We start from the raw sequence: 21,969 nt of genomic DNA on the forward strand, positions 1-21,969 counted from the left end.
ACGAATCGTTGATTCGTGGTTCTTTTATTATAAACTGGTCGAGTGTTTGGGTTGTACTTTTTGGTCAGGGTCAATGTAGTTAATGGCATTGTTAACAGCTGTTGGAGCTTCACCCAGTCCTGTCGCAATTAAATCGATCTTACCTTCATAGTAGCAGCAGTCCCCGATGGCATAGATACCTGCTTGGCTAGATTCTTGCTTGCTATTGACAATAATCTTGTGTCGGTTGAGATCCAGACCCCATTTTTTAAGATTTCCGACAGAAGACTTAAAGCCGTAGTTGACAAAGAGGTGGTCTACCTCAATCGTTTCGGCTTCATCCGATTTGACTTTTGTGATTTCCAGTTTATCAAGTGTTTTTCCATCTCCAAGGAGTTGGCTAGGAACGAATGGTGTCTTGATAGTCACAGATGATTCTTGAAGAGCCTGCACACTGTGTTCCAAGGCGCGGAAGTTATCTCGACGGTGAACGAGAGTAGTTGGGGCGATTTTTTCAAAAGCCAATGCCCAGTCAACTGCTGAGTCCCCTCCACCAAGGATGGTCACTTTCTTACCAGCGTATTGCTGGATGTTGGAAACGTGGTAGTGGATATTTTCATAGTTTTCGACGCCATCTAATTCGAGCGGACGCGGTTTAAAGGCACCACCACCCATGGCAATGATGACGGTTTTAGTCAGGTGGCTTCCCTTGTTGGTTGTAATGCTAAATCCTTCATCTTGTTTCTCAATCTCAAGAACGGTTTCGTTGAGGTGAACAGGTGTGTCAAAGCCGTTTAGCTGTTCAATCAAGCGATTGGTCAACTCTTCCCCAGTTAAGTTTGGAAAACCTGGCACATCAAGGATTTGCTTTTCAGGGTAGAGGATGGCTGGTTGACCACCGAGCTGGGGAAGAGAGTCAATGATTTGGACTTTGGCTTGGCGTAGGTGGGCGTAAAAGGCAGCAAAGAGCCCAACAGGACCGCCACCTACAATAGTAATATCATAGAGTTGAGACATGATTTCTCCTTTGTTTTTTCTAGTCAGTTTATTTTATCATATTTTTGCTTAATTTAAAATGAGGTAGGATAGGGAAAAAATGGGCAAAAAATGGTATAATGGTACAGAAAGTGTTTTGACAGGGAGGAGGCCAGGGATGAATTTTCAACCATTATCCAATTTGCAATACTGGACGAGTTTGTTTTCAAGCCCTTGGACAATAGTCACCAATCTGATTGATATTCTCATTGTGACTTATATTTTATATCATTTTACCAAAGCGATTGCAGGGACCAAAATCATGATATTGGTGCGGGGTGTTCTGGTCTTTATTTTAGGTCAGATTCTGTCCAATATGATTGGTTTGACGACCATTTCCTGGTTGATCAATCAGATCATCACTTATGGGGTTATCGCAGCGGTGGTTATTTTTTCACCAGAGATTCGGACTGGTTTGGAACGATTGGGCCGGGCTACGGATTTCTTCTACAATGCCCCTATTAGTGCGGAAGAGCAAATGGTTCGTGCCTTTGTCAAATCAGTCGAGTACATGAGCCCCCGTAAAATTGGTGCTCTGGTAGCGGTGCAGCGCGTGAGAACCTTGCAGGAATATATCTCAACTGGGATTCCTCTAGATGCTAAGATTTCTTCTGAGTTATTGATTAATATCTTTATCCCCAATACTCCCTTACACGATGGAGCGGTCATTGTCAGAGAAGATCGGATTGCCGTAACTTCAGCCTACCTACCCCTGACTGAAAATACAGGAATTTCCAAGGAGTTTGGAACACGTCATAGGGCAGCGATTGGTTTGTCAGAAGTATCAGATGCTCTTACCTTTGTGGTTTCAGAGGAAACAGGAGGAATCTCAATCACCTATAATGGAGTCTTTAAGCATGATTTGACCTTGGAAGAGTTTGAATCGGAGTTAAGAAGAATCTTGCTTCCAACATCTGAGAAAAAACAAGGTCTGAAAGAGCGCTTGCTAGGAGGATTGAAACATGAGAAAAAATAGTCTTTATATTATTTCTTCCTTCTTTTTCGCCTGCATCCTCTTTATCTATGCGACTTCAACAAACTATCAGAATAGCAACAGTGCCAGACAGGTGAGGACAGAAACCTATACCAATACGGTACTCAATGTCCCAATCGATATTCAGTACGACAGCGATCAGTATTTTATCAGTGGTTTTACATCTGAAGTGACGGTCTTTCTGACAGGGTCAAACAGAGTTGCTTTGGCGAGTGAAATGCAGGAAAGCACTCGGAAATTCAAGGTCAAAGCTGACTTAACCAATGCCAGTGTAGGAACCATCGAAGTTCCTCTAACCATTGAAAATTTACCAAGTGGTTTGACGGCTGTTGCGACACCGCAAAAGATAACAGTCAAGGTCGGCAAAAAAGCAAAACGAGATAATGTAATCGTTGTGCCGGAGATTGACCCTAGTCAGATTGATTCTCGTGTGAAAATTGATACAGTCACTGTGTCAGATGAAAAAGTAACGGTTATTAGTGACGAGGAAACTCTCTCTAGAGTAGATCGTGTCATTGCCATCTTGCCGACGAGTGAACGGATAACAGGTAACTACTCGGCCTCTGTTCCACTACAAGCAGTTGATAAAAATGGGAATGTCCTACCAAGCGTCATTATGCCATTTGACACTACAATGAAAATTACAACCAAAACAGTATCGTCTAGCTCGAGTTCTTCGTCAACGACCTCGTCAACGGGCTCTTCAACCAGCAGTTCGTCTTCAACGAGTTCAGAAACGAAACCAGACTCGTCTAAACAGGACTAAATAAAATAGTAGAAAAGGATGATAAATAAAATGGGTAAATATTTTGGGACCGATGGAGTCCGTGGAGAAGCAAACGTAGAACTGACGCCAGAATTGGCCTTTAAACTGGGACGTTTTGGTGGTTATGTTCTTAGCCAACACGAAACAGAAGCCCCTAAAGTCTTTGTAGGACGTGATACACGTATCTCAGGAGAAATGTTAGAATCAGCCTTAGTGGCAGGTCTTCTCTCTGTAGGGATTCACGTCTACAAACTCGGTGTTCTTGCAACACCAGCAGTAGCTTACTTGGTTAAAACTGAGGGAGCCAGTGCAGGTGTCATGATTTCCGCAAGTCACAACCCAGCCCTTGATAATGGAATTAAATTCTTTGGTGGGGATGGTTTCAAACTTGATGATGAAAAAGAAGCAGAAATCGAAGCCTTGTTGGATGCTACAGAAGACACCCTTCCTCGTCCAAGTGCCGAAGGCTTGGGAACCTTAGTGGACTATCCAGAAGGTTTACGTAAGTATGAAGGCTACCTTGTTTCAACTGGAACTCCTCTTGAAGGAATGAAAGTGGCCTTGGACACAGCAAACGGTGCAGCGTCTACGAGTGCTCGTCAAATCTTTGCAGACCTTGGGGCTCAAATAACTGTTATCGGTGAGACACCAGATGGTCTTAACATCAACTTGAATGTGGGTTCTACACATCCAGAAGCTCTTCAAGAAGTGGTCAAAGAAAGCCAGTCAGCTATTGGTTTGGCCTTTGACGGAGATAGTGACCGCTTGATTGCTGTCGATGAAAATGGCGAGATCGTCGATGGTGATAAGATCATGTACATCATCGGAAAATACCTTTCTGAAAAAGGCCAGTTGGCTCAAAACACCATCGTGACAACCGTTATGTCTAACCTTGGTTTCCATAAGGCCTTGGAAAGTGCTGGTATTAACAAGGCAGTGACTGCTGTTGGAGACCGCTATGTCGTTGAAGAAATGAGAAAATCAGGCTACAATCTTGGTGGTGAACAGTCTGGTCACGTTATCTTAATGGATTACAACACTACTGGTGATGGTCAATTATCAGCTGTCCAATTGACTAAAATCATGAAAGAAACAGGCAAGAGCTTGTCTCAACTGGCATCAGAAGTGACGATTTACCCACAAAAACTGGTCAATATCCGAGTGGAAAATGCTATGAAAGAGAAAGCCATGGAAGTGCCAGCCATTAAAACGATCATCGAAAAGATGGAAGAAGAAATGGCAGGGAACGGTCGTATCCTTGTCCGCCCAAGTGGAACAGAACCCCTCTTGCGCGTCATGGCAGAAGCCCCAACAACAGAAGAAGTTAACTACTACGTAGATACAATTGCTGCTGTTGTTAAAGATGAAATCGGAATTGACTAAAGCCTAGAAAACTAGATGAAATGATAAAAATGTGGTACAATTGCATAGTAAATTGTAGCAATGGGAGAGAAAAATGAATCTTAAACGAGAACAAGAATTTGTTAGCCAGTATCACTTTGATGCTCGTAACTTTGAATGGGAAAATGAAAATGGAGCTCCTGAAACCAAGGTAGATGTGAACTTTCAGTTGCTCCAACATGACCAAGAAAATCAAGTAACTTCGCTTGTTGTTATCTTGAGTTTCATGATTGTTTTTGACAAATTTGTCATCAGCGGAACGATTTCTCAAGTTAACCATGTGGAAGGTCGCATTGTCAACGAACCAAGCGAATTTAACCAAGAAGAAGTCGAAACCTTGGCACGTCCATGTTTGAACATGCTCAATCGTTTGACGTATGAAGTAACAGAAATCGCCTTGGATCTTCCAGGGATTAATTTGGAGTTTTAGTCATGAAATTAGCTGTCATTACAGATTCTTCAGCCTATTTAGAGGAGAAGACGCTGCAAAGAGAGAATCTTTTTATCTTGGATATTCCTGTCAATATCGATGGAGAGGAGTATGTCGAAGGTGTCAATCTGACTGCTGAGGAATTTTATCAAAAAATGGCTCAGTCTGTAGAATTGCCTAAAACTAGTCAACCAAGTATTGCCAAATTGGATGAGATTCTTAGTTCTTTGAAAGACGTGGGTTATACCCATGTCTTAGGACTCTTTCTTTCGTCAGGAATTTCAGGCTTTTATCAGAACATCCAATACATGTTGGATGAGTATGATGGCTTGACCATTGCCTTTCCAGATACCCATATCACAAGTTCCCCTATAGGATTTATGGTAGAGAGTGCCTTTGAATGGGCAGAACAAGGCGATGATTTTGCCCAGATTCAGGAGAAGTTGGGGATTCAAATTGCTGATAATTCAGCCTTTATCATAGTAGATGATCTCGACCACTTGGTTAAGGGAGGACGTTTGTCAAATGGGGCAGCCGTCTTAGGGAATCTCCTCAGTATCAAGCCTATCCTTTACTTTAATGACCAAGGAGTGATTGAAGTTTACGAAAAAGTTCGTACAGAAAAGAAGGCAATCAAACGTTTGGTGGAAATCATCAAGGAGTTGACAAAAGATGGGAACTACCGTATAACAGTCATTCATGGGAACGCTCCTCAAAAGGCAGCGGATTTACGTCAGCTTTTGATGGAGAGTGGTGTGACTGCTGAAATTCCAATTGAAACTTTTGGTAGTGTCATTGGGACCCACCTTGGAGAAGGTAGTATCGCCTTGAGCTATACACCAATCCTCTAAATTGATTTTACAGACTTTGTATCTTAGAAATTGAACACGGCCTACCTGCCTCTTGAAAAAAGATGCCTGTCCTGCCTTTCATGGAAAGTCAGCGCCATTCCCTATTTTTCATGGGCAGCTAACGTCCTTTGTATCTTGATAATTGAACACGCCTGGAACCCTGTGTGAAAAAGATAGTTCTTCCAAGGAGTAGACACTCCTTGATTAGAACTCCTATTTTCACTTTGTGTTCTTACAGGCTTTGTATCTTAGACAGGAGTAGAGATGAGTATTCGAGTAATTATTGCCGGTTTTAAGGGAAAGATGGGCCAGGCTGCTTGTCAGATGGTCTTGGCTGATCCAGAATTGGACTTGGTCGCAGTTTTGGATCCTTTTGAGTCTGAGTCAGAATGGCAGGGAATTCCTGTCTTCAATGATAAGGCTGACTTGGCTGGTTTTGAAGCGGATGTTTGGGTAGATTTTACTACACCAGCTGTCGCCTACGAAAATACACGCTTTGCTCTTGAAAATGGCTTTGCTCCTGTCGTAGGAACAACAGGATTCACTAGTGAAGAAATTGCAGAACTAAAAGCATTTTCCCGTGAACAAGATTTGGGTGGTTTGATTGCTCCTAACTTTGCCTTGGGGGCTGTCTTGCTTATGCAATTTGCGTCCCAGGCTGCCAAATATTTCCCAAATGTGGAGATTATCGAGCTCCATCATAACAAGAAAAAAGATGCTCCGAGCGGAACAGCCATTAAAACGGCTGAGCTGATTGCGGAAGTGCGAGAGTCGATCCAGCAAGGTGCGCCTGATGAGGAAGAATTGATTGCTGGTGCCCGTGGTGCTGATTTTGATGGCATGCGGATCCACTCAGTTCGTTTGCCAGGCTTAGTAGCTCATCAAGAAGTTATCTTTGGCAATCAGGGAGAAGGATTGACCCTCCGTCATGACTCCTATGATCGCAGCTCCTTCATGACAGGGGTCAATTTGGGAATCAAAGAAGTTGTCAAGCGTCATGAGCTTGTCTATGGATTAGAACACTTATTATGAGATTAACGCAAATGCCTTCTGAATTTCAGAAGGCTTTACCAGTATTAGAAAAAATTAAAGAAGCAGGTTTTGAGGCCTATTTTGTTGGGGGCTCTGTTCGAGATGCCCTCCTCAATCGTCTCATCCACGATGTGGATATCGCGACTTCTTCCTATCCAGAGGAGACCAAGCAGATTTTTCCGCGAACAGCCGATATTGGAATCGAGCACGGAACTGTTTTAGTTTTAGATGGGGACGAGGAATATGAAGTGACGACCTTTCGGACCGAAGATGTCTATGTGGACTATCGCAGACCCAGTGCGGTTTCCTTCGTGCGTTCGCTAGAAGAAGACCTCAAGCGCCGTGATTTCACAGTCAACGCCTTTGCCTTGGATGAGACAGGCGAAATCATTGACTTGTTTCATGGTTTAGAAGATTTGAAAAACCAAGTCTTGCGAGCAGTTGGAGTGGCTAGTGAACGTTTCAACGAAGATGCTCTGCGGATTATGCGTGGTTTCCGTTTTCAGGCCAGTCTCGGTTTTAAACTTGAGTCAGAAACTTTTGAGGCAATGAAGACTTTGACACCGCTTTTGGAGAAAATTTCAGTGGAGCGCACCTTCGTTGAGTTTGATAAGCTCTTGTTGGCACCTTTTTGGCGAGTTGGTCTGGCTTCCATGATTGAGAGTCGAGCTTATGACTATCTTCCAGATATGGCAGGAAGCCAAGACAAGCTCAACAAACTGTTTGATTTGAAGACTGATTTCACTTTTGAGTCTTCCGAACAAGCCTGGGCGGCTCTATTGTGGGCTATGGAGATTAAAGATGCACAGCCATTTTTGAAAGCTTGGAAAACCTCACGACAGTTTGCCAAGCAGGTGCAGGATTTACTGACTATTTTGGCTTTGCGAGAAGAAGGTGAGCTGAGCAAGCGTGATTGTTACCGCTTTGACTTGGATTCCCTTCTACAAGCTGAAAGTCTTCGTCAGGCCCAAGGGAAAGAAGTCAACCCACAAACCATCAAAGAAACTTACCATAGTTTGACCATTCATGATAAGAAAGAAATCCAGATTAATGGTGGAATTTTGATTAAGGAATATGGTTACCAGCCAGGACCAGACTTGGGAGAGATTTTAACAGAGATTGAGTTTGCCATTGTCGATGGAGAATTGGAAAATGACCGTCAAGCCATCCATGTTTACCTAAGGGAGAAAAAATGAGTGATTTTATCGTTGAAAAACTAAGTAAATCCGTTGGTGACAAGACCGTTTTTAAGGATATTTCTTTTATCATCCATGACTTGGACAGAATCGGTCTGATCGGTGTCAATGGAACGGGCAAAACCACCCTTTTGGACGTCCTTTCTGGAGTTTCAGGCTATGATGGTGATGTTAGCCCTTTTTCCGCTAAGAATGACTACCAGATTGGCTACTTGACCCAGAATCCAGATTTTGATGATAGCAAAACGGTCTTGGATACGGTTCTTTCTAGCAACCTCAAGGAAATCCAGCTCATTCGTGAGTATGAGTTGATCATGCTCAACTACAGTGAGGACAAGCAGGCTCATTTGGAACGGGTCATGGCTGAGATGGATTCTCTCCAAGCGTGGGAAATTGAAAGCCAGGTCAAGACGGTTCTCAGCAAGCTAGGTATTCAGGACTTATCCACTCCTGTTGGGGAATTGTCAGGTGGTCTGAGAAGACGTGTTCAGTTGGCGCAAGTTCTCCTAGGAAACCACGACCTCTTGCTTCTGGACGAGCCTACCAACCATCTGGACATTGCGACCATTGAGTGGCTGACTCTTTTTTTGAAAAATTCCAAGAAGACCGTTCTCTTTATCACACATGATCGTTATTTCCTAGATGCACTATCAACGCGGATTTTCGAGTTGGACCGAGCAGGCTTGACCGAGTATCAGGGAAATTACCAGGACTATGTTCGCCTCAAGGCTGAACAAGATGAGCGTGACGCAGCTCTTCTCCACAAGAAAGAACAACTCTACAAACAAGAACTGGCCTGGATGCGCAGACAACCGCAGGCGCGTGCGACCAAGCAACAAGCTCGTATCAATCGTTTCCACGACTTGAAAAAAGAAGTTTCAGGTGGCGTTGCTGAAACAGACTTAACCATGAACTTTGAAACTAGCCGTATTGGTAAGAAGGTTATCGAGTTTAAAGATGTTTCCTTTGCTTATGAGAATAAGCCGATATTGCAACATTTTAACCTTTTGGTTCAAGCCAAAGACCGTATCGGAATCGTTGGGGATAATGGTGTTGGAAAATCAACTCTTCTTAACCTGATTGCAGAAAATCTTGAGCCGACAGCAGGTCAAGTTGTGATTGGGGAAACCGTTCGTATCGCTTATTTTTCTCAACAAATCGAAGGTTTAGATGAAAGCAAGCGCGTTATCAATTACCTGCAGGAAGTGGCAGAGGAGGTCAAGACCAGTGGTGGTTCTACGACTTCCATCGCTGAGTTGCTGGAGCAGTTCCTCTTCCCACGTTCAACCCATGGAACCTTGATTGAGAAATTGTCTGGTGGCGAGAAAAAACGCCTCTATCTCCTCAAATTGCTCTTGGAAAAACCAAATGTACTTCTCTTGGACGAGCCGACAAATGACCTAGACATTGCAACTTTGACAGTTTTGGAGAATTTCTTGCAGGGCTTTGCGGGTCCTGTCTTGACAGTTAGCCACGACCGTTATTTCCTAGATAAGGTAGCGACCAAGATTCTCGCTTTTGAGGATGGCAAGATTCGTCCTTTCTTTGGTCATTACACCGACTACCTTGATGAAAAAGCTTTTGAAACTGATATGGCCAATCAAGTGCAAAAGGTAGAAAAGGAGAAAGTGGTCAAGGTCCGTGAAGACAAGAAACGCATGACCTACCAAGAAAAGCAGGAGTGGGCAAGCATTGAAGGCGATATTGAAGCCTTGGAAAATCGTATCGCTGCTATTGAAGAAGAAATGCAGGCAAACGGCTCTGACTTTGGTAAACTAGCTACTCTTCAAAAAGAACTAGATGAGAAAAACGAAGCACTCCTTGAAAAATACGAACGTTATGAATACCTAAGTGAGTTGGCGTGATGGAAGAAAAAGTCATTAAACGTAGTCCCAAGAAAATCATTTGGAATGCCTTGTTTGGCTTGACTTCAGTGCTTTTTTTCTTGCTACCTCTCTCTTATCTCCATTTGTACTCGCAAAAGGGAACCAGACTTCATACGATAAGTCTGTTATTAATACTGCTTGTCCTCTTTTGTGCTGGAGTAGTCATTTATCAGACATACAGACTGTTAAGCTTGGATAAGGAGTATTTGAGATGTACTGTCGAGGGGTTTTACTACAAACAAAATCCAAAGAAACCTAGTCATTTCTACGCTTGGGCAGATGTAGAGGACTTTTCCTTCTCTCGGATTCGAGGGAAGTATAGGGATTCTTATCGGATTGAAGTCTATTTTAAAAACAAGGAAAATGTGAAATCCCAATCCTTTCTAGCTCTGTTGAAGAGAAGGATTCTCCCTTTTCATCCGTCAGCAGACTTAATTATCCCTATCTTTCTACTAGATGTAGGACTTCCTGAAAGGGTCTATGAGACCATGAAGTACTATGAAAGAGAATGGCGCATCGAGCAAAATCGCCAAGCTAGAAAACAGACAAAACAAGTTTCGAAAACCAAATCTTCCAAACCGTCATAGTCTGTCTTTGCTTAAAGTAGAATAATCAAAAAGGCCCTATCCACTGGATAGGGTCACTGTTTGTCTTCTTTTTTTGTTTCCTGATGGAAGATGTTTTGCCAAGTCTCATGGCGACGCCAGATACTGGTGTGGACGATGCCATCTAGCTCATAGCAAATGAGCTTGGTTTTCTGACTAATGGAGGTAATCTGAATGTTCTTAATCGTAGCACTAAGTTCTTTTTCAGCCTTATAAGTCTCTTTATCCATCTGCTCTCCATCTTGACGGATATAGAGAAAGTCCTCAGCAAGGAGTTCTTCTAGCTGATTTCCTTGGTCAATCAATTGCTCACGCATGAGCAGTTTTTTATAGACATTGTCTAAAATCTCGTCCTCAGGTATGGGAGCTGGCTCGATATGAACATCGGTATCAAAGACTCCAAAACGCTCTTCCAGCATGGATTCGACCTGGTCCGCAATCTCGTGACTTTCATAGACAGATAGGTCAGGATTCATCTCCAGGGTGATATCAAGGTAGATATTGCTACCGTAGGTCCGCCCTCTTTGGGACTTGACCTTACTAATCTTTGGAATTTCCATAATGGCCTTTTGGTAGTCTTCTAGCAAAAGGTCGTCAAAACCATCTGAAAGACTGAAGGAAGACTCGATAAAGATATCATAGGCTGTTTTTAAGATAAAGAAGGTGATGATGATAGCGACCAATTTATCCACGATAGGGTAATTGAAACTGCTGGCTAAGATAGCAATGGAAGTCCCAAGCGAGGTGACAGCATCGGAAAGATTGTCCTTAGCAGCTGCCTTGAGAGCCTTGGATTTGGATTTCTTACTGAGGCGTGTGTTATAGAGATAAACAGCAAACATAATCGCTGCAGAAATGATTCCTAGAGTTGCACCCAGAGGATCAATGGGTGTTTGTTCCCGACTGAGGATTTTCTGAATGGTGTCCCGAAGCACATCAAAACCAACATAGAACATGATGATGGAAGTAATCAAGCTAGCCAAATCTTCAATCTTCCAGTGACCAAAGCGATGGTCACGGTCTGCAGGTTGGCGGGCCATCCGAATCCCAATCAAGAGGGCAACGTTTCCGATAATATCGGATACGTTGTTGAAACCATCTGCCACCAAACTGGAAGAATGCAGGAGGTGACCAGTTGCCAATTTTGCCGCAGACAAGAGGAGGTAGGTTGAAATACTGATAATGGCTCCACGTTCTGCCAATTTGAGATTTGACATGGATTGGTTCATCGGGCTTCCTTTCTAGTCATATAGTATTCTACCATTATACTGGTTTTCAAGGGAAAATTCAAATTTAGTCTTGTTTCATCGGATTTAAACCCTTGAAAACTTTTCAAATTTTGATATAATAGTACTACTCAAGGGAGTAGCTGGCAGAAACCTGTGATAGTGTCGTCATTCCGAATTGTATACTGAAAAGTATGTTTTCCGGCACTATCTTAAACAGCGAGACTTGTTATGATTAACAGGTCTCTTTTTGTTTGTCATAAAACTAAAAGAGAACTTGTTTTGCACACAATGTCAAGGAGGAGACACATGTCAAAAGAACAAAAACGCCAAGCGTTTTACACTCAAAGTCCTGAAGAGGTCTTGAAGTCAGTTGAAGCAACTGAACAAGGTCTCTCGTCTAGCGAAGCGCAGAAACGTCTAGCTGAATATGGACGCAATGAACTGGAAGAGGGTGAGAAAAAATCTCTCCTAGTCAAGTTTATCGAGCAATTTAAGGATTTGATGATTATCATCCTAGTTGCTGCGGCTATCTTGTCAGTCGTAACTTCTGGTGGGGAAGATATCGCAGATGCCATCATTATCCTAGCCGTGGTTATCATCAACGCTGCCTTTGGTGTTTACCAAGAAGGAAAAGCAGAAGAAGCCATCGAAGCCCTCAAGTCTATGTCTAGTCCAGCTGCTCGCGTTATTCGTGATGGGCACATGGCTGAGATTGATTCCAAAGAATTGGTACCAGGTGATATCGTTGCCCTTGAAGCTGGTGATGTAGTGCCAGCAGACCTACGTTTGCTAGAAGCTAATTCTCTTAAAATTGAAGAAGCAGCCTTGACAGGTGAGTCTGTTCCAGTCGAAAAAGACTTGACTGTCGAGCTCTCTGCAGATGCTGGTATTGGTGACCGTGTCAATATGGCCTTCCAAAACTCAAATGTGACTTATGGTCGTGGTCTTGGCGTTGTTGTCAATACAGGTATGTACACGGAAGTGGGTCATATCGCTGGCATGCTCCAAGATGCGGATGAGACGGATACACCACTCAAACAAAACTTGAACAACCTTTCTAAGGTCTTGACCTATGCAATTTTGGTCATTGCCCTTGTTACTTTTGTAGTCGGAGTCTTCATTCAAGGTAAAAATCCACTTGGTGAGTTGATGACATCTGTTGCGCTTGCTGTTGCAGCCATCCCAGAAGGACTTCCTGCTATCGTGACCATCGTTCTTGCCCTTGGTACTCAAGTTTTGGCAAAACGAAACTCTATCGTTCGTAAGTTGCCAGCAGTTGAAACACTTGGTTCAACTGAGATCATCGCTTCTGATAAGACTGGTACGCTTACCATGAACAAGATGACAGTCGAAAAAGTCTTCTATGATGCAGTCCTACATGATTCAGCTGATGATATTGAACTAGGTCTTGAAATGCCTCTTCTTCGTTCTGTTGTTTTGGCTAATGATACTAAGATTGATGCAGAAGGAAACCTGATTGGGGATCCAACGGAAACAGCCTTCATCCAGTATGCCTTGGACAAGGGCTATGATGTTAAAGGATTTTTAGAGCAATATCCTCGTGTAGCTGAGTTACCATTTGACTCAGATCGTAAACTCATGTCAACGGTTCATCCATTACCAGATGGTAAATTCCTCGTAGCAGTCAAGGGAGCCCCTGACCAACTTTTGAAACGTTGTGTTGCTCGGGATAAGGCTGGAGATGTCGCTCCGATTGATGAGAAAATCAATGACTTAATTCACACAAACAACTCTGACATGGCTCACCAAGCTCTGCGTGTCCTTGCGGGTGCTTATAAGATTATCGATAGTATTCCAGAAAATCCTACTTCTGAAGAGCTTGAAAACAACTTGATCTTTACTGGTTTGATTGGGATGATTGACCCTGAACGTGCCGAAGCAGCAGAAGCTGTTCGTGTCGCTAAGGAAGCGGGAATCCGTCCAATCATGATCACTGGTGACCACCAAGATACAGCGGAAGCCATTGCCAAACGTTTGGGAATCATCGATGAAAATGACTCGGAAGACCATGTCTTGACTGGTGCTGAACTCAACGAACTTTCAGATGAAGAATTTGAAAAAGTCGTTGGTCAATACTCTGTCTACGCGCGTGTATCTCCAGAACACAAGGTTCGTATCGTCAAGGCTTGGCAAAAACAAGGTAAGGTTGTTGCTATGACAGGTGACGGTGTTAATGATGCGCCAGCTCTGAAAACAGCCGATATCGGTATCGGTATGGGAATCACTGGTACAGAGGTTTCTAAGGGGGCTTCTGACATGATTCTTGCAGATGATAACTTTGCGACCATTATCGTCGCAGTTGAAGAAGGACGCAAGGTCTTCTCAAACATTCAAAAGACTATTCAGTACTTACTTTCTGCCAATACTGCTGAAGTATTAACTATCTTCTTATCAACCTTGTTTGGTTGGGACGTCTTGCAGCCAGTTCATCTTTTGTGGATCAACTTGGTCACCGATACCTTCCCAGCTATCGCTCTTGGTGTTGAACCTGCTGAGCCAGGTGTTATGACCCACAAACCTCGTGGACGTAAGTCAAGCTTCTTCTCAGGTGGTGTTTTGAGTTCTATCATCTATCAAGGTGTACTCCAAGCAGCTATTGTTATGAGTGTTTATGGACTTGCAATTGCTTACCCAGTTCATGTGGGTGACAATCATGCCATTCATGCGGATGCCCTTACTATGGCCTTTGCAACCCTTGGTTTGATTCAACTATTCCATGCCTACAATGTCAAGTCTGTTTACCAATCCATCTTGACAGTTGGCCCATTCAAGTCTAAGACCTTTAACTGGTCCATCTTGGTATCCTTCATCCTTCTGATGGCGACCATCGTTGTAGAACCGCTTGAAGGTATCTTCCACGTAACCAAACTAGACTTATCGCAATGGGGTATTGTTCTAGCTGGAAGCTTCTCAATGATACTTATCGTCGAAATCGTCAAGTTTGTTCAACGTAAACTTGGTCTTGATAAGAATGCGATTTAAAAAGAAAGTCATCTTCGGATGGCTTTTTTTGCATTTGAGGGAAAGGACTAGAAGTCGCTCCCTTTTGTGCTATAATAAAGTAAAGTAGCAAGGAGTGAAAGAGAATGGAAAAGAAAATTGTCCTAGATGCCTTATTTTTGTCGCAGGTCTCAAAACCTGCAAGTCAGGAAGACCTTTATCTGGCTAGAGATTTACAGGATACCCTGCTGGCTAATCGCGAAACCTGTGTCGGTCTAGCGGCTAATATGATTGGCGTGCAGAAGCGCGTGATTATCTTTAATCTTGGCTTGGTTCCCATGGTCATGTTTAATCCCATTCTCCTTTCTTATAAAGGACCTTACGAGACCGAGGAAGGTTGTTTGTCCTTGACTGGTGTTCGAACGACGACTCGTTATGAAACGATTACGGTTTCCTATCGTGATAGTAAGTGGCAGGAGCAGACCATTACGCTAACAGGTTTTCCAGCTCAGATCTGCCAGCATGAACTGGATCATTTGGAAGGACGGATTATTTAGGAGGAACTCAGATGAAACGCATACTATTTGAACTTGTTTTTATCGCAACGACTTGGTATATCTTTTTACCGCCCTTCAATCTGACTAGTTGGGAATTCATCTTCTTTCTCTGTGGGCATCTGGTGGTGATGGGGATTTTGTTTAGTTTCCGAAAGGATACCAATCTCCTCAAAACTGTTCATGTACGCCATGGCAAGGCTGCCAAAGATCTCAATCTAGAAGGATTCCTTTTTACCAAACTTAGTAGAGGATTGTTTCTGACTGCAGGTATCATTTTTGCCCTTGCTGGTCTTGTTAGCCTAGTAACCTCTAGCTTTTTCCAAGCAAAAAATTATGCTAATGTGGTGTCTATCACAGAAAAAGATTTTAAAGATTTTCCTAAGAGTGATACCAGTAAGGTTCCAATTCTAGATCGGAGCACTGCAGAGAAGATTGGAGACCGTTATCTAGGCTCTCTGACGGATAAGGTCTCCCAGTATGTGGCAGCAGATACCTATACTCAGCTGACGGTTGATGGCAAACCTTATCGAGTAACTCCTTTGGAGTATGCCGACCCGATCAAATGGTTTAATAATCAGTCCAAGGGAATTGGCGAGTATATCAAGGTTGATATGGTGACAGGAAATGCGGAATTGGTGGATTTAAAAACGCCAATGAAGTATTCAGACTCCGAGTATTTTAACCGCGATGTCAAACGTCATCTTCGGATCAAGTACCCAACCAAGATTTTTAAAACGCCCTCCTTTGAGGTGGATGATGAAGGCAATCCTTTCTATGTAGCAACCGTTTATCAAAAGCAGTTTGGTCTAGGAGTTCCTCGCCCTTCGTCTGTTATTATCTTAGACGCCACCAATGGAGAAACCAAGGAATACAGCTTGGATGAAGTACCAAAATGGGTGGATCGTGTCTATCCAGCAGAAGAAACCATCCAGCAAATCAACTATAACGGCAAGTATAAAGACGGCTTCTGGAATGCCTTGATTTCTAAGAAAAACGTTACCCAAACGACCGAGGGCTATAACTATCTTTCTATCGGAAATGACATTTATCTCTACACTGGGGTGACTTCAGCCAACGCTGACGAAAGTAATCTAGGATTTATCCTTGAAAATATGCGCACTGGTGAAATCACCAAGTACAATCTAGCTTCAGCAACCGAAGAATCAGCCCGTGCTTCCGCAGAAGGAGCAGTGCAGGAAAAAGCCTATAAGGCGACCTTCCCTATCCTTGTCAATCTCAATGACAAACCGCTCTACATCATGGGATTGAAGGACAATGCAGGTTTGGTCAAGGAGTATGCTTTGGTTGATGCAGTAGAGTACCAAAACGTCATCGTAGCAGCTACAGTAGATGAACTCCTCAGCAAATATGCCAATAAAAACGACCTCGAGCTGGATAATGAAACGGTAGAAAACATCAAGGGAGTGGTTTCAGACCTTAAATCAGCTGTTATCAAGGGTGACACCGTCTACTTCTTCAAAGTTGATGGCAAGATTTATAAAGTCAAGGCTTCCGTGTCAGACGACCTTCCTTACCTTGAAAATGGGCAATCCTTTGAAGGTCAAGTTGGAAAAGATAATTATCTCAAGACCTTTAAAGTACAATAATACTCTTCGAAAATCAAATTCAAACTACGTCAGCGTCGCCTTGCCGTACTCAAGTACTGCCTGCGGCTAGCTTCCTAGTTTGCTCTTTGATTTTCATTTGAGAGTGATAGCTTACCAGTTGGCCAGACGAAGATAACCCAAGCTGGTCAAGATGGAGTGCGTACAATCGTCACCCGTCAGTACATGGTAGATGGAAAAGTAGAGAGAAGCCAGGAAATCTCTAATGAAGTGACAACTCCTGCAGTATCAGAAATCGTAACAGTTGGAACAGGCCCTGTTAGCGAGAAACCAACAGACGCCCCAATAAATGAAGTTCCAAGCTTAAACGTTGAAGAAAAAGATGTTACCACGACGGTAGCAGAACCCTACACTCGAGAACGAGTAGAGAGTGATAGCTTACCAGTTGGCCAGACCAAGATAACCCAAGCTGGTCAAGATGGCGTCCGTACGATTGTGACTCGTCAGTATTTAGTAGATGGCAAAGTAGAGAGAAGCCAGGAAATCTCCAACGAAGTGACGACTCCAGCGGTCTCAGAGATCGTAACGGTCGGAACAGCTCCTGTTAGCGAGAAACCAACAGACGCTCCTGTAAATGAAGTTCCAAGCTTAAACGTTGAAGAAAAGGACGTTACCACAACAGTGGCCGAACCCTATCCAACTAAGGAAGTGGAAAGTGCAGACCTGCCTTTGGGGCAAAGGGAAGTTAGCCAAGCTGGTCAAGATGGTGTCCGTACGATTGTGACTCGTCAGTATTTAGTAGATGGAAAAGTCGAAAATACAGAGGAAATCTCTAACACTATCACAAAAGAAGCAGTTCCTCAGATTATCAAAGTCGGTACAAAACCAATTTCTACAAATGTGGATCACGCTCCTGTGGAACCAGAAAAAGGAACTCTCGACCTCGAACCCTTACACCAATTAGTGGAAGAGGCCGATAGCATTCAGAAAACGCATCAGTATTTCAATGATACCACTGCAGATCAAGAGTCTTATAAACAGGCAGTCGCAAATGCCCAAGCTCTCTTTGAGGCATCTCATGCTAGTCAAGAACAGGTTGATTCTTTGAAAAAGGCCCTTGAAACTGCTAAGAATAATCTAGACGGCCAACCTGTTGATAAGAAAACTCTTGGAGTTGAATTTGACATGAAGGATGTGACTCAGTCTACAGTTGCTTACCAGTATGCTGATGAACAAGCCAAACTCCGCTATCGCCGTGCTCTAGATCAGGCCAAGCTCGTTTTGGACAATCCTTTGGCCAATCAAGCCTTGGTCGATCAAGTTCGGACGGATCTCGAGGCAGCTCGTCAAGCTCTGGATGGTGTCAAGAGAAAACCAATCCTCTCTCTAGTCCGTGTCGAGAAGGAAGAAGACAAACGCCAAGTTTCTCTTAGCTATCACTTGACGGATGCTACAGCTAGCTATCAATCAGCCAAAGTGCAGCTATACAAGGGTGAAACGTTAATTAAGGAAGTCGACCTTGCGGACCTCACTCAAAAATTGATACTTGGTGACTTGGACTACTATACTCCTTATACCCTCAAAACTGTCATGAAATATGACCTAGGTCAAGGGGAACAAACTAGTATAGAGGATCAACGTCCAGTTCAGCTAGATTATAAGAAGGTTGAAATCAAAGACATTGACCGCATCGAACTGTACGGTAAAGATGGCAGTCACTACCGACGTTACCTATCCTTGTCAGAAGTGCCGTCTGATTTGGACAACTACTATGTCCGCATTCAGTCAGACAAGTTCAAGGATATGCTCTTACCTGTTTCTAAGATTACTGATAAAGGCAATGCCTATTCCGTAACGGTATCAGCTAATCAGCTCGTCGAGGGAGAAGGGGATCATTATCGTCCAGATTACTCTTTTGAACTGCCGAAAACGCCTCTTAGCCAAGAAGGTGTCTATACGTCTTTCAAAGCGCTCATAGAGGCTATGAAGTCAAACCCGACTGGAAACTTCAAACTAGGAGCGGATGTTTCAGCAGATGAACTCCAGTTGGAACAGTCTGCGACAAGCTATGTACCAGAAGAATTTTCAGGTAGCCTAACTAGCCGAGTGGATGGCAAAGATTATACCATCTACAACTTGGCAAAACCGCTCTTTGCAACCTTGAAAAATGCCACCATCCAGCAACTGACCTTGAAATCGGCTGCAGTTACAGGTAAGGACTCTATCGGGGCCTTGGCTAGCAATGCTCAAAATGCAACGATTACGGATGTTTCTGTAAGTGGTAGTCTATCTGGGAACAAACATATCGGTGGACTCGTAGGAGTTGCCCAAAACACAAAACTAACCAATGTTGCCTTTAAAGGGTCTATCACCAGCACCCAAGATGGGGGGCAGGAGTACAATGTTGGTGGCTTGGTTGGTAATTTCCACGGCAACCAATCACTGGCGCAGAAGAGTCAGGCGGATGTATCTATCCAAGTAACGGGTCGAAATGGAGACCAGCGTGTTGGAGGCTTGATTGGTCGCTTGCAAAATGGAGCTAGATTAGAAACTTCTTATGTGACTGGTTCTATCCAAAATGGAGGTCATTCTGGCCAAGTCGGTGGAGCGATCGGATCTACTTGGAACAATGGACAGGTCCGAAATGTCTTGACTAGTGTCAAGGTTCAAAATGGTCATGCGATGACAGGAGATCCGTATCCTGAGGCCTCTGTTCGGGACTCTTATGTTCTTGAAGGAACTACAGCAAATCGAAAAGATGAGCGTTTTGTCCGTTCTATTTCAGAAGCCGATGCGCAAGCCAAACGTCAGTCCTTTGGAATCACTTCAAACTTGACGGACCAAGAGTCATTGCAGCAAGCTTACCAGCATCAAACAGACTATAGTCGAGTGAGGGGAGCCCAGGAGTCCAGAAAGCAAGCCTACGAAAATGTAGAAAAACTATTACCATTCTACAACAAAGACTTCATCGTTCATACAGCCAACCAATTAGCTGAAGATGATAAACTCAACAAAGTAGCCCTGCTAGATGTTGTTCCGATGAAAGATGAGACACTGATAACGGATGTCAACAGCCATAAGGGTGAAATCAATAGACTGATGCTGCATTATGCAGATAAGACAATCTCTTATCTTGATCTGACCTACAAGGGTGATTTTGCCAATGGCCAGATTGCAGAATATAGCATTGCTGATAAGAATTTGCTCTATACACCAGAGGCCTTTCTATCGGACTATCAGACCATTAAAGAGAATGTCTTGGATGAACTCAAAGCTGTGACTTATGACTCAACTGCAGTGCGTAAGGTACTGGGAATTGGTGAAACAGCTTCCTTAGATGATCTTTATCTAGAAAAAGCCTTTGAACAAACCAAGGCTGAACTAGGTCAGGAGCTCCTCAAGGTACTTTCAGTTGACAAGTCGATTAACACCCTAGGTTCTGCCGTAGCGGATGCGATTAGCCAAAAGATTCTAAAGAACAAAGAGGCCTTCCTGCTTGGTCTGACCTATCTCAATCGTTGGTACAATGTCAACTATGGAACGTTCAACACCAAGGACCTTAATGCCTATAAGTTTGATTTCTTTGGTAATCAAGCAGCTTCGACACTGGATACTATCATTGCTCTCGGGAACTCTGGAATGGGCAATCTTCGAGCGCAAAACAACTTCAATGCTTACCGACAATTCCTAGCCAAGGAAAAAGGCAAAGGAGACCTCTTTGCTTACTTAGAAAGTCTGCGCGAACTCTTCTTACCAAACAAAACCAACAGTGAGTGGTTCAAGGAAAATACCAAGGCTTATATCGTAGAAGCTCGTTCAAGTCTGCCAGAAATTCAGGCTAAACAGGACAATGCAGATCGTAAGAGTAAGTATACAATCAAGGTCTACGACAGACTGACTCAGGGAGATTGGGGCTTCAAGCAAATGGTCCTCCAACTTCTGACCTTACCTGAAAGAGATGTCTATATCATCAGCAATATGTCGACCATTGCCTTTGGTAGCTTTGGAGGCTACAGGAAAGAAGGTGGCAGAGTTCTCTCAGGTGAGGAACTCCATCGACACGTTGAAAAACTTGTGGATCAATCAGCTGAATGGCAACGAAACCACTATGACATGTGGTACAACATTCTAAGTCCAAACAGGAAAGACACTCTATTCAGACGGGTGATCGTTACAGACGGTTTCTTTCTTTATAATGATAAAGGCCAGCAATATTGGGCTCCGCGTAATGATAAGACCTCTGTTGCTATGTACAATTTCTTTGGCCCTGCTGGCAAATATCACGGAGACAATGGACTAGGAGCCTTTGCCAATGGTTATGAAGTCTTCTACGTCTATGACCAGATGCTGGGAGCTTCTGGAACCATGGTCTATACCCATGAAATGACCCACAACTCGGATGGTTCTATCTATTTTGAAGGACATGGTCGTCGTGAGGGTGAAGGACCTGAGAGTTTTGCTACAGGAATGTTAGAGTCTGTAACCAATGTTAGCGAAAAAGGTCTCGTGCTCAATAGCTTCTATCAGGGAGATAAAGATTCGACCACACGTTACCATACCTATGATCCTGTTGCCCGATTCTCCTCAGCAGATGCTCTTCGCGACTACATGCATGGAGTCTTTGATGTACTGAACCTTCTGGATTATGTAGAAGGGGATATTGTTACTGGAGTTCTAACTGATCAACAGAAAATGAAATGGTACCGTAAGGCTGAAAATTATAAATTTGAGAATACGTCTTATGGTAAACAAGCTCACGCTGATGATCGAATTGTCCCTATAACTGCCGAAGAAGCAGCCAAACTAAAATCTGTCGATGCTCTGGTTGACCATAATATCATTGGTCGTCGCGATGGTTGGGATAGAGCTAGCTTTGGACGAAATGGCTACTATGTCATCAATATGTTTGCTTCCTTCTATGCAGCTCTGGACAATCCAACTGGTGCACCTGGGGGACTTATGTTCCGCCGTAGAGCTTATGAATTGCTCGGAGACAAGGGTTACCAACAAGGATTTGTCCCATATGTATCTGGCCAATACGCTGGCCAAGCGCTTAAAGAAGGTCATAAGACCTACTCAATCTGGAACAGAGGAGATGTCGGAGTAGTTGGAGATGATTTGGTTTTCAAAAATCTCTATGGTAGCCAGTATGAATCATGGAAGGATTTGAAGAAAGCCATGTTGAATGAGCGATACAACAAGGCTCAAAACTTCCTTCGCCCTATCACTATCGAGTTTGAAGCAGGAAAACTAGATAGCAAACGACAAATTACGATTTCTTCTTATGAGGAATTACAAGATTATATGTACTTAGCAGTACTAGCGGATGCCTCAGCTAAGAACATTGATCGTGCCTTATCAGACAGCTCTAAGAGCAGTGTCGCCCAACTCAAGTATCGTATTTTCAATGCTTATCTACGTGCTACAGACGATTTCAGACAGTCTATCTTTGAAAGATAGGCACGAAAAAAGAAGATCCAAG

Annotated in this window: 14 protein-coding genes and 1 pseudogene; 13 read left to right on the forward strand and 2 right to left on the reverse strand. The window is 43.4% G+C overall.

Annotation, left to right across the window (positions count from 1 at the left end):
* Nucleotides 1–27: 27 nt before the first annotated feature.
* Entirely contained in the window at nucleotides 28–996 is a 969-nt protein-coding gene (locus V470_02810) for a ferredoxin-NADP reductase (GenBank protein AHZ47369.1), read from the reverse strand.
* Between the two features lie 136 nt (nucleotides 997–1,132).
* On the opposite strand from V470_02810, the gene V470_02815 reads away from it, so the two are divergent.
* The 9 genes from V470_02815 (at nucleotide 1,133) to V470_02855 (ending at nucleotide 10,157) form a co-directional block, all read left to right on the forward strand.
* Nucleotides 1,133–1,990, forward strand: coding sequence for an ABC transporter permease (locus V470_02815; GenBank protein AHZ47370.1), 858 nt, complete (start codon nucleotides 1,133–1,135; stop codon nucleotides 1,988–1,990).
* Nucleotides 1,977–2,774 carry a hypothetical protein gene (locus V470_02820; GenBank protein AHZ47371.1) on the forward strand — a complete coding sequence of 266 codons (798 nt, stop codon included), beginning with the start codon at nucleotides 1,977–1,979 and terminating at the stop codon, nucleotides 2,772–2,774. Before V470_02815 ends, V470_02820 begins: the two co-directional genes overlap by 14 nt.
* A gap of 30 nt (nucleotides 2,775–2,804) precedes the next feature.
* A complete protein-coding gene (gene glmM / locus V470_02825) occupies nucleotides 2,805–4,157 on the forward strand; it encodes a phosphoglucosamine mutase (protein ID AHZ47372.1) in 1,353 nt (450 codons plus the stop codon).
* A 73-nt stretch (nucleotides 4,158–4,230) separates the two neighbouring features.
* Entirely contained in the window at nucleotides 4,231–4,605 is a 375-nt protein-coding gene (locus tag V470_02830; protein AHZ47373.1) for a transposase, read from the forward strand.
* Between the two features lie 2 nt (nucleotides 4,606–4,607).
* Entirely contained in the window at nucleotides 4,608–5,456 is an 849-nt protein-coding gene (locus V470_02835; GenBank protein AHZ47374.1) for a hypothetical protein, read from the forward strand.
* Nucleotides 5,457–5,720: 264 nt separating this feature from the next.
* Nucleotides 5,721–6,488: a dihydrodipicolinate reductase gene (locus tag V470_02840; protein AHZ47375.1), complete on the forward strand. Its 768-nt coding sequence runs from the start codon at nucleotides 5,721–5,723 to the stop codon at nucleotides 6,486–6,488.
* An 11-nt stretch (nucleotides 6,489–6,499) separates the two neighbouring features.
* Nucleotides 6,500–7,684: a tRNA CCA-pyrophosphorylase gene (locus V470_02845; protein AHZ47376.1), complete on the forward strand. Its 1,185-nt coding sequence runs from the start codon at nucleotides 6,500–6,502 to the stop codon at nucleotides 7,682–7,684.
* Nucleotides 7,681–9,549, forward strand: coding sequence for an antibiotic ABC transporter ATP-binding protein (locus V470_02850; protein ID AHZ47377.1), 1,869 nt, complete (start codon nucleotides 7,681–7,683; stop codon nucleotides 9,547–9,549). Before V470_02845 ends, V470_02850 begins: the two co-directional genes overlap by 4 nt.
* On the forward strand, nucleotides 9,546–10,157 hold the full coding sequence (locus V470_02855) for a hypothetical protein (protein AHZ47378.1): 612 nt from the start codon (nucleotides 9,546–9,548) through the stop codon (nucleotides 10,155–10,157). The genes V470_02850 and V470_02855 overlap by 4 nt, the downstream gene beginning before the upstream one ends.
* Before the next feature lie 53 nt (nucleotides 10,158–10,210).
* Here the strand turns inward: V470_02855 and V470_02860 are convergent, their stop codons facing one another.
* Nucleotides 10,211–11,404 (reverse strand): cation transporter, encoded by a 1,194-nt coding sequence (locus V470_02860; GenBank protein AHZ47379.1) that lies wholly within the window; start codon nucleotides 11,402–11,404, stop codon nucleotides 10,211–10,213.
* A 306-nt stretch (nucleotides 11,405–11,710) separates the two neighbouring features.
* On the opposite strand from V470_02860, the gene V470_02865 reads away from it, so the two are divergent.
* From V470_02865 to V470_10590, 4 genes and pseudogenes are all read left to right on the forward strand, one after another.
* Nucleotides 11,711–14,407 carry an ATPase gene (locus V470_02865; protein AHZ47380.1) on the forward strand — a complete coding sequence of 899 codons (2,697 nt, stop codon included), beginning with the start codon at nucleotides 11,711–11,713 and terminating at the stop codon, nucleotides 14,405–14,407.
* A 104-nt stretch (nucleotides 14,408–14,511) separates the two neighbouring features.
* Nucleotides 14,512–14,922 (forward strand): peptide deformylase, encoded by a 411-nt coding sequence (locus tag V470_02870; protein AHZ47381.1) that lies wholly within the window; start codon nucleotides 14,512–14,514, stop codon nucleotides 14,920–14,922.
* 11 nt (nucleotides 14,923–14,933) lie between these two features.
* A complete protein-coding gene (locus V470_02875; protein ID AHZ47382.1) occupies nucleotides 14,934–16,529 on the forward strand; it encodes a membrane protein in 1,596 nt (531 codons plus the stop codon).
* Nucleotides 16,530–16,631: 102 nt separating this feature from the next.
* Nucleotides 16,632–21,947, forward strand: a pseudogene (locus V470_10590) (peptidase).
* Nucleotides 21,948–21,969 lie beyond the last annotated feature (22 nt).

This window comes from Streptococcus sp. VT 162 (assembly GCA_000688775.2).
Lineage (GTDB): Bacteria > Bacillota > Bacilli > Lactobacillales > Streptococcaceae > Streptococcus.

Excerpts from the sequence above, each read along its gene's own strand:
- V470_02860 (AHZ47379.1), bottom strand. The coding sequence starts at position 11,404 with ATGAACCAATCCATGTCAAATCTCAAATTGGCAGAACGTGGAGCCATT.
- V470_02820 (AHZ47371.1), top strand. The coding sequence starts at position 1,977 with ATGAGAAAAAATAGTCTTTATATTATTTCTTCCTTCTTTTTCGCCTGC.
- V470_02850 (AHZ47377.1), top strand. The coding sequence starts at position 7,681 with ATGAGTGATTTTATCGTTGAAAAACTAAGTAAATCCGTTGGTGACAAG.
- V470_02875 (AHZ47382.1), top strand. The coding sequence starts at position 14,934 with ATGAAACGCATACTATTTGAACTTGTTTTTATCGCAACGACTTGGTAT.
- V470_02810 (AHZ47369.1), bottom strand. The coding sequence starts at position 996 with ATGTCTCAACTCTATGATATTACTATTGTAGGTGGCGGTCCTGTTGGG.
- glmM (AHZ47372.1), top strand. The coding sequence starts at position 2,805 with ATGGGTAAATATTTTGGGACCGATGGAGTCCGTGGAGAAGCAAACGTA.
- V470_02835 (AHZ47374.1), top strand. The coding sequence starts at position 4,608 with ATGAAATTAGCTGTCATTACAGATTCTTCAGCCTATTTAGAGGAGAAG.
- V470_02870 (AHZ47381.1), top strand. The coding sequence starts at position 14,512 with ATGGAAAAGAAAATTGTCCTAGATGCCTTATTTTTGTCGCAGGTCTCA.
- V470_02830 (AHZ47373.1), top strand. The coding sequence starts at position 4,231 with ATGAATCTTAAACGAGAACAAGAATTTGTTAGCCAGTATCACTTTGAT.
- V470_02845 (AHZ47376.1), top strand. The coding sequence starts at position 6,500 with ATGCCTTCTGAATTTCAGAAGGCTTTACCAGTATTAGAAAAAATTAAA.
- V470_02815 (AHZ47370.1), top strand. The coding sequence starts at position 1,133 with ATGAATTTTCAACCATTATCCAATTTGCAATACTGGACGAGTTTGTTT.
- V470_02840 (AHZ47375.1), top strand. The coding sequence starts at position 5,721 with ATGAGTATTCGAGTAATTATTGCCGGTTTTAAGGGAAAGATGGGCCAG.
- V470_02865 (AHZ47380.1), top strand. The coding sequence starts at position 11,711 with ATGTCAAAAGAACAAAAACGCCAAGCGTTTTACACTCAAAGTCCTGAA.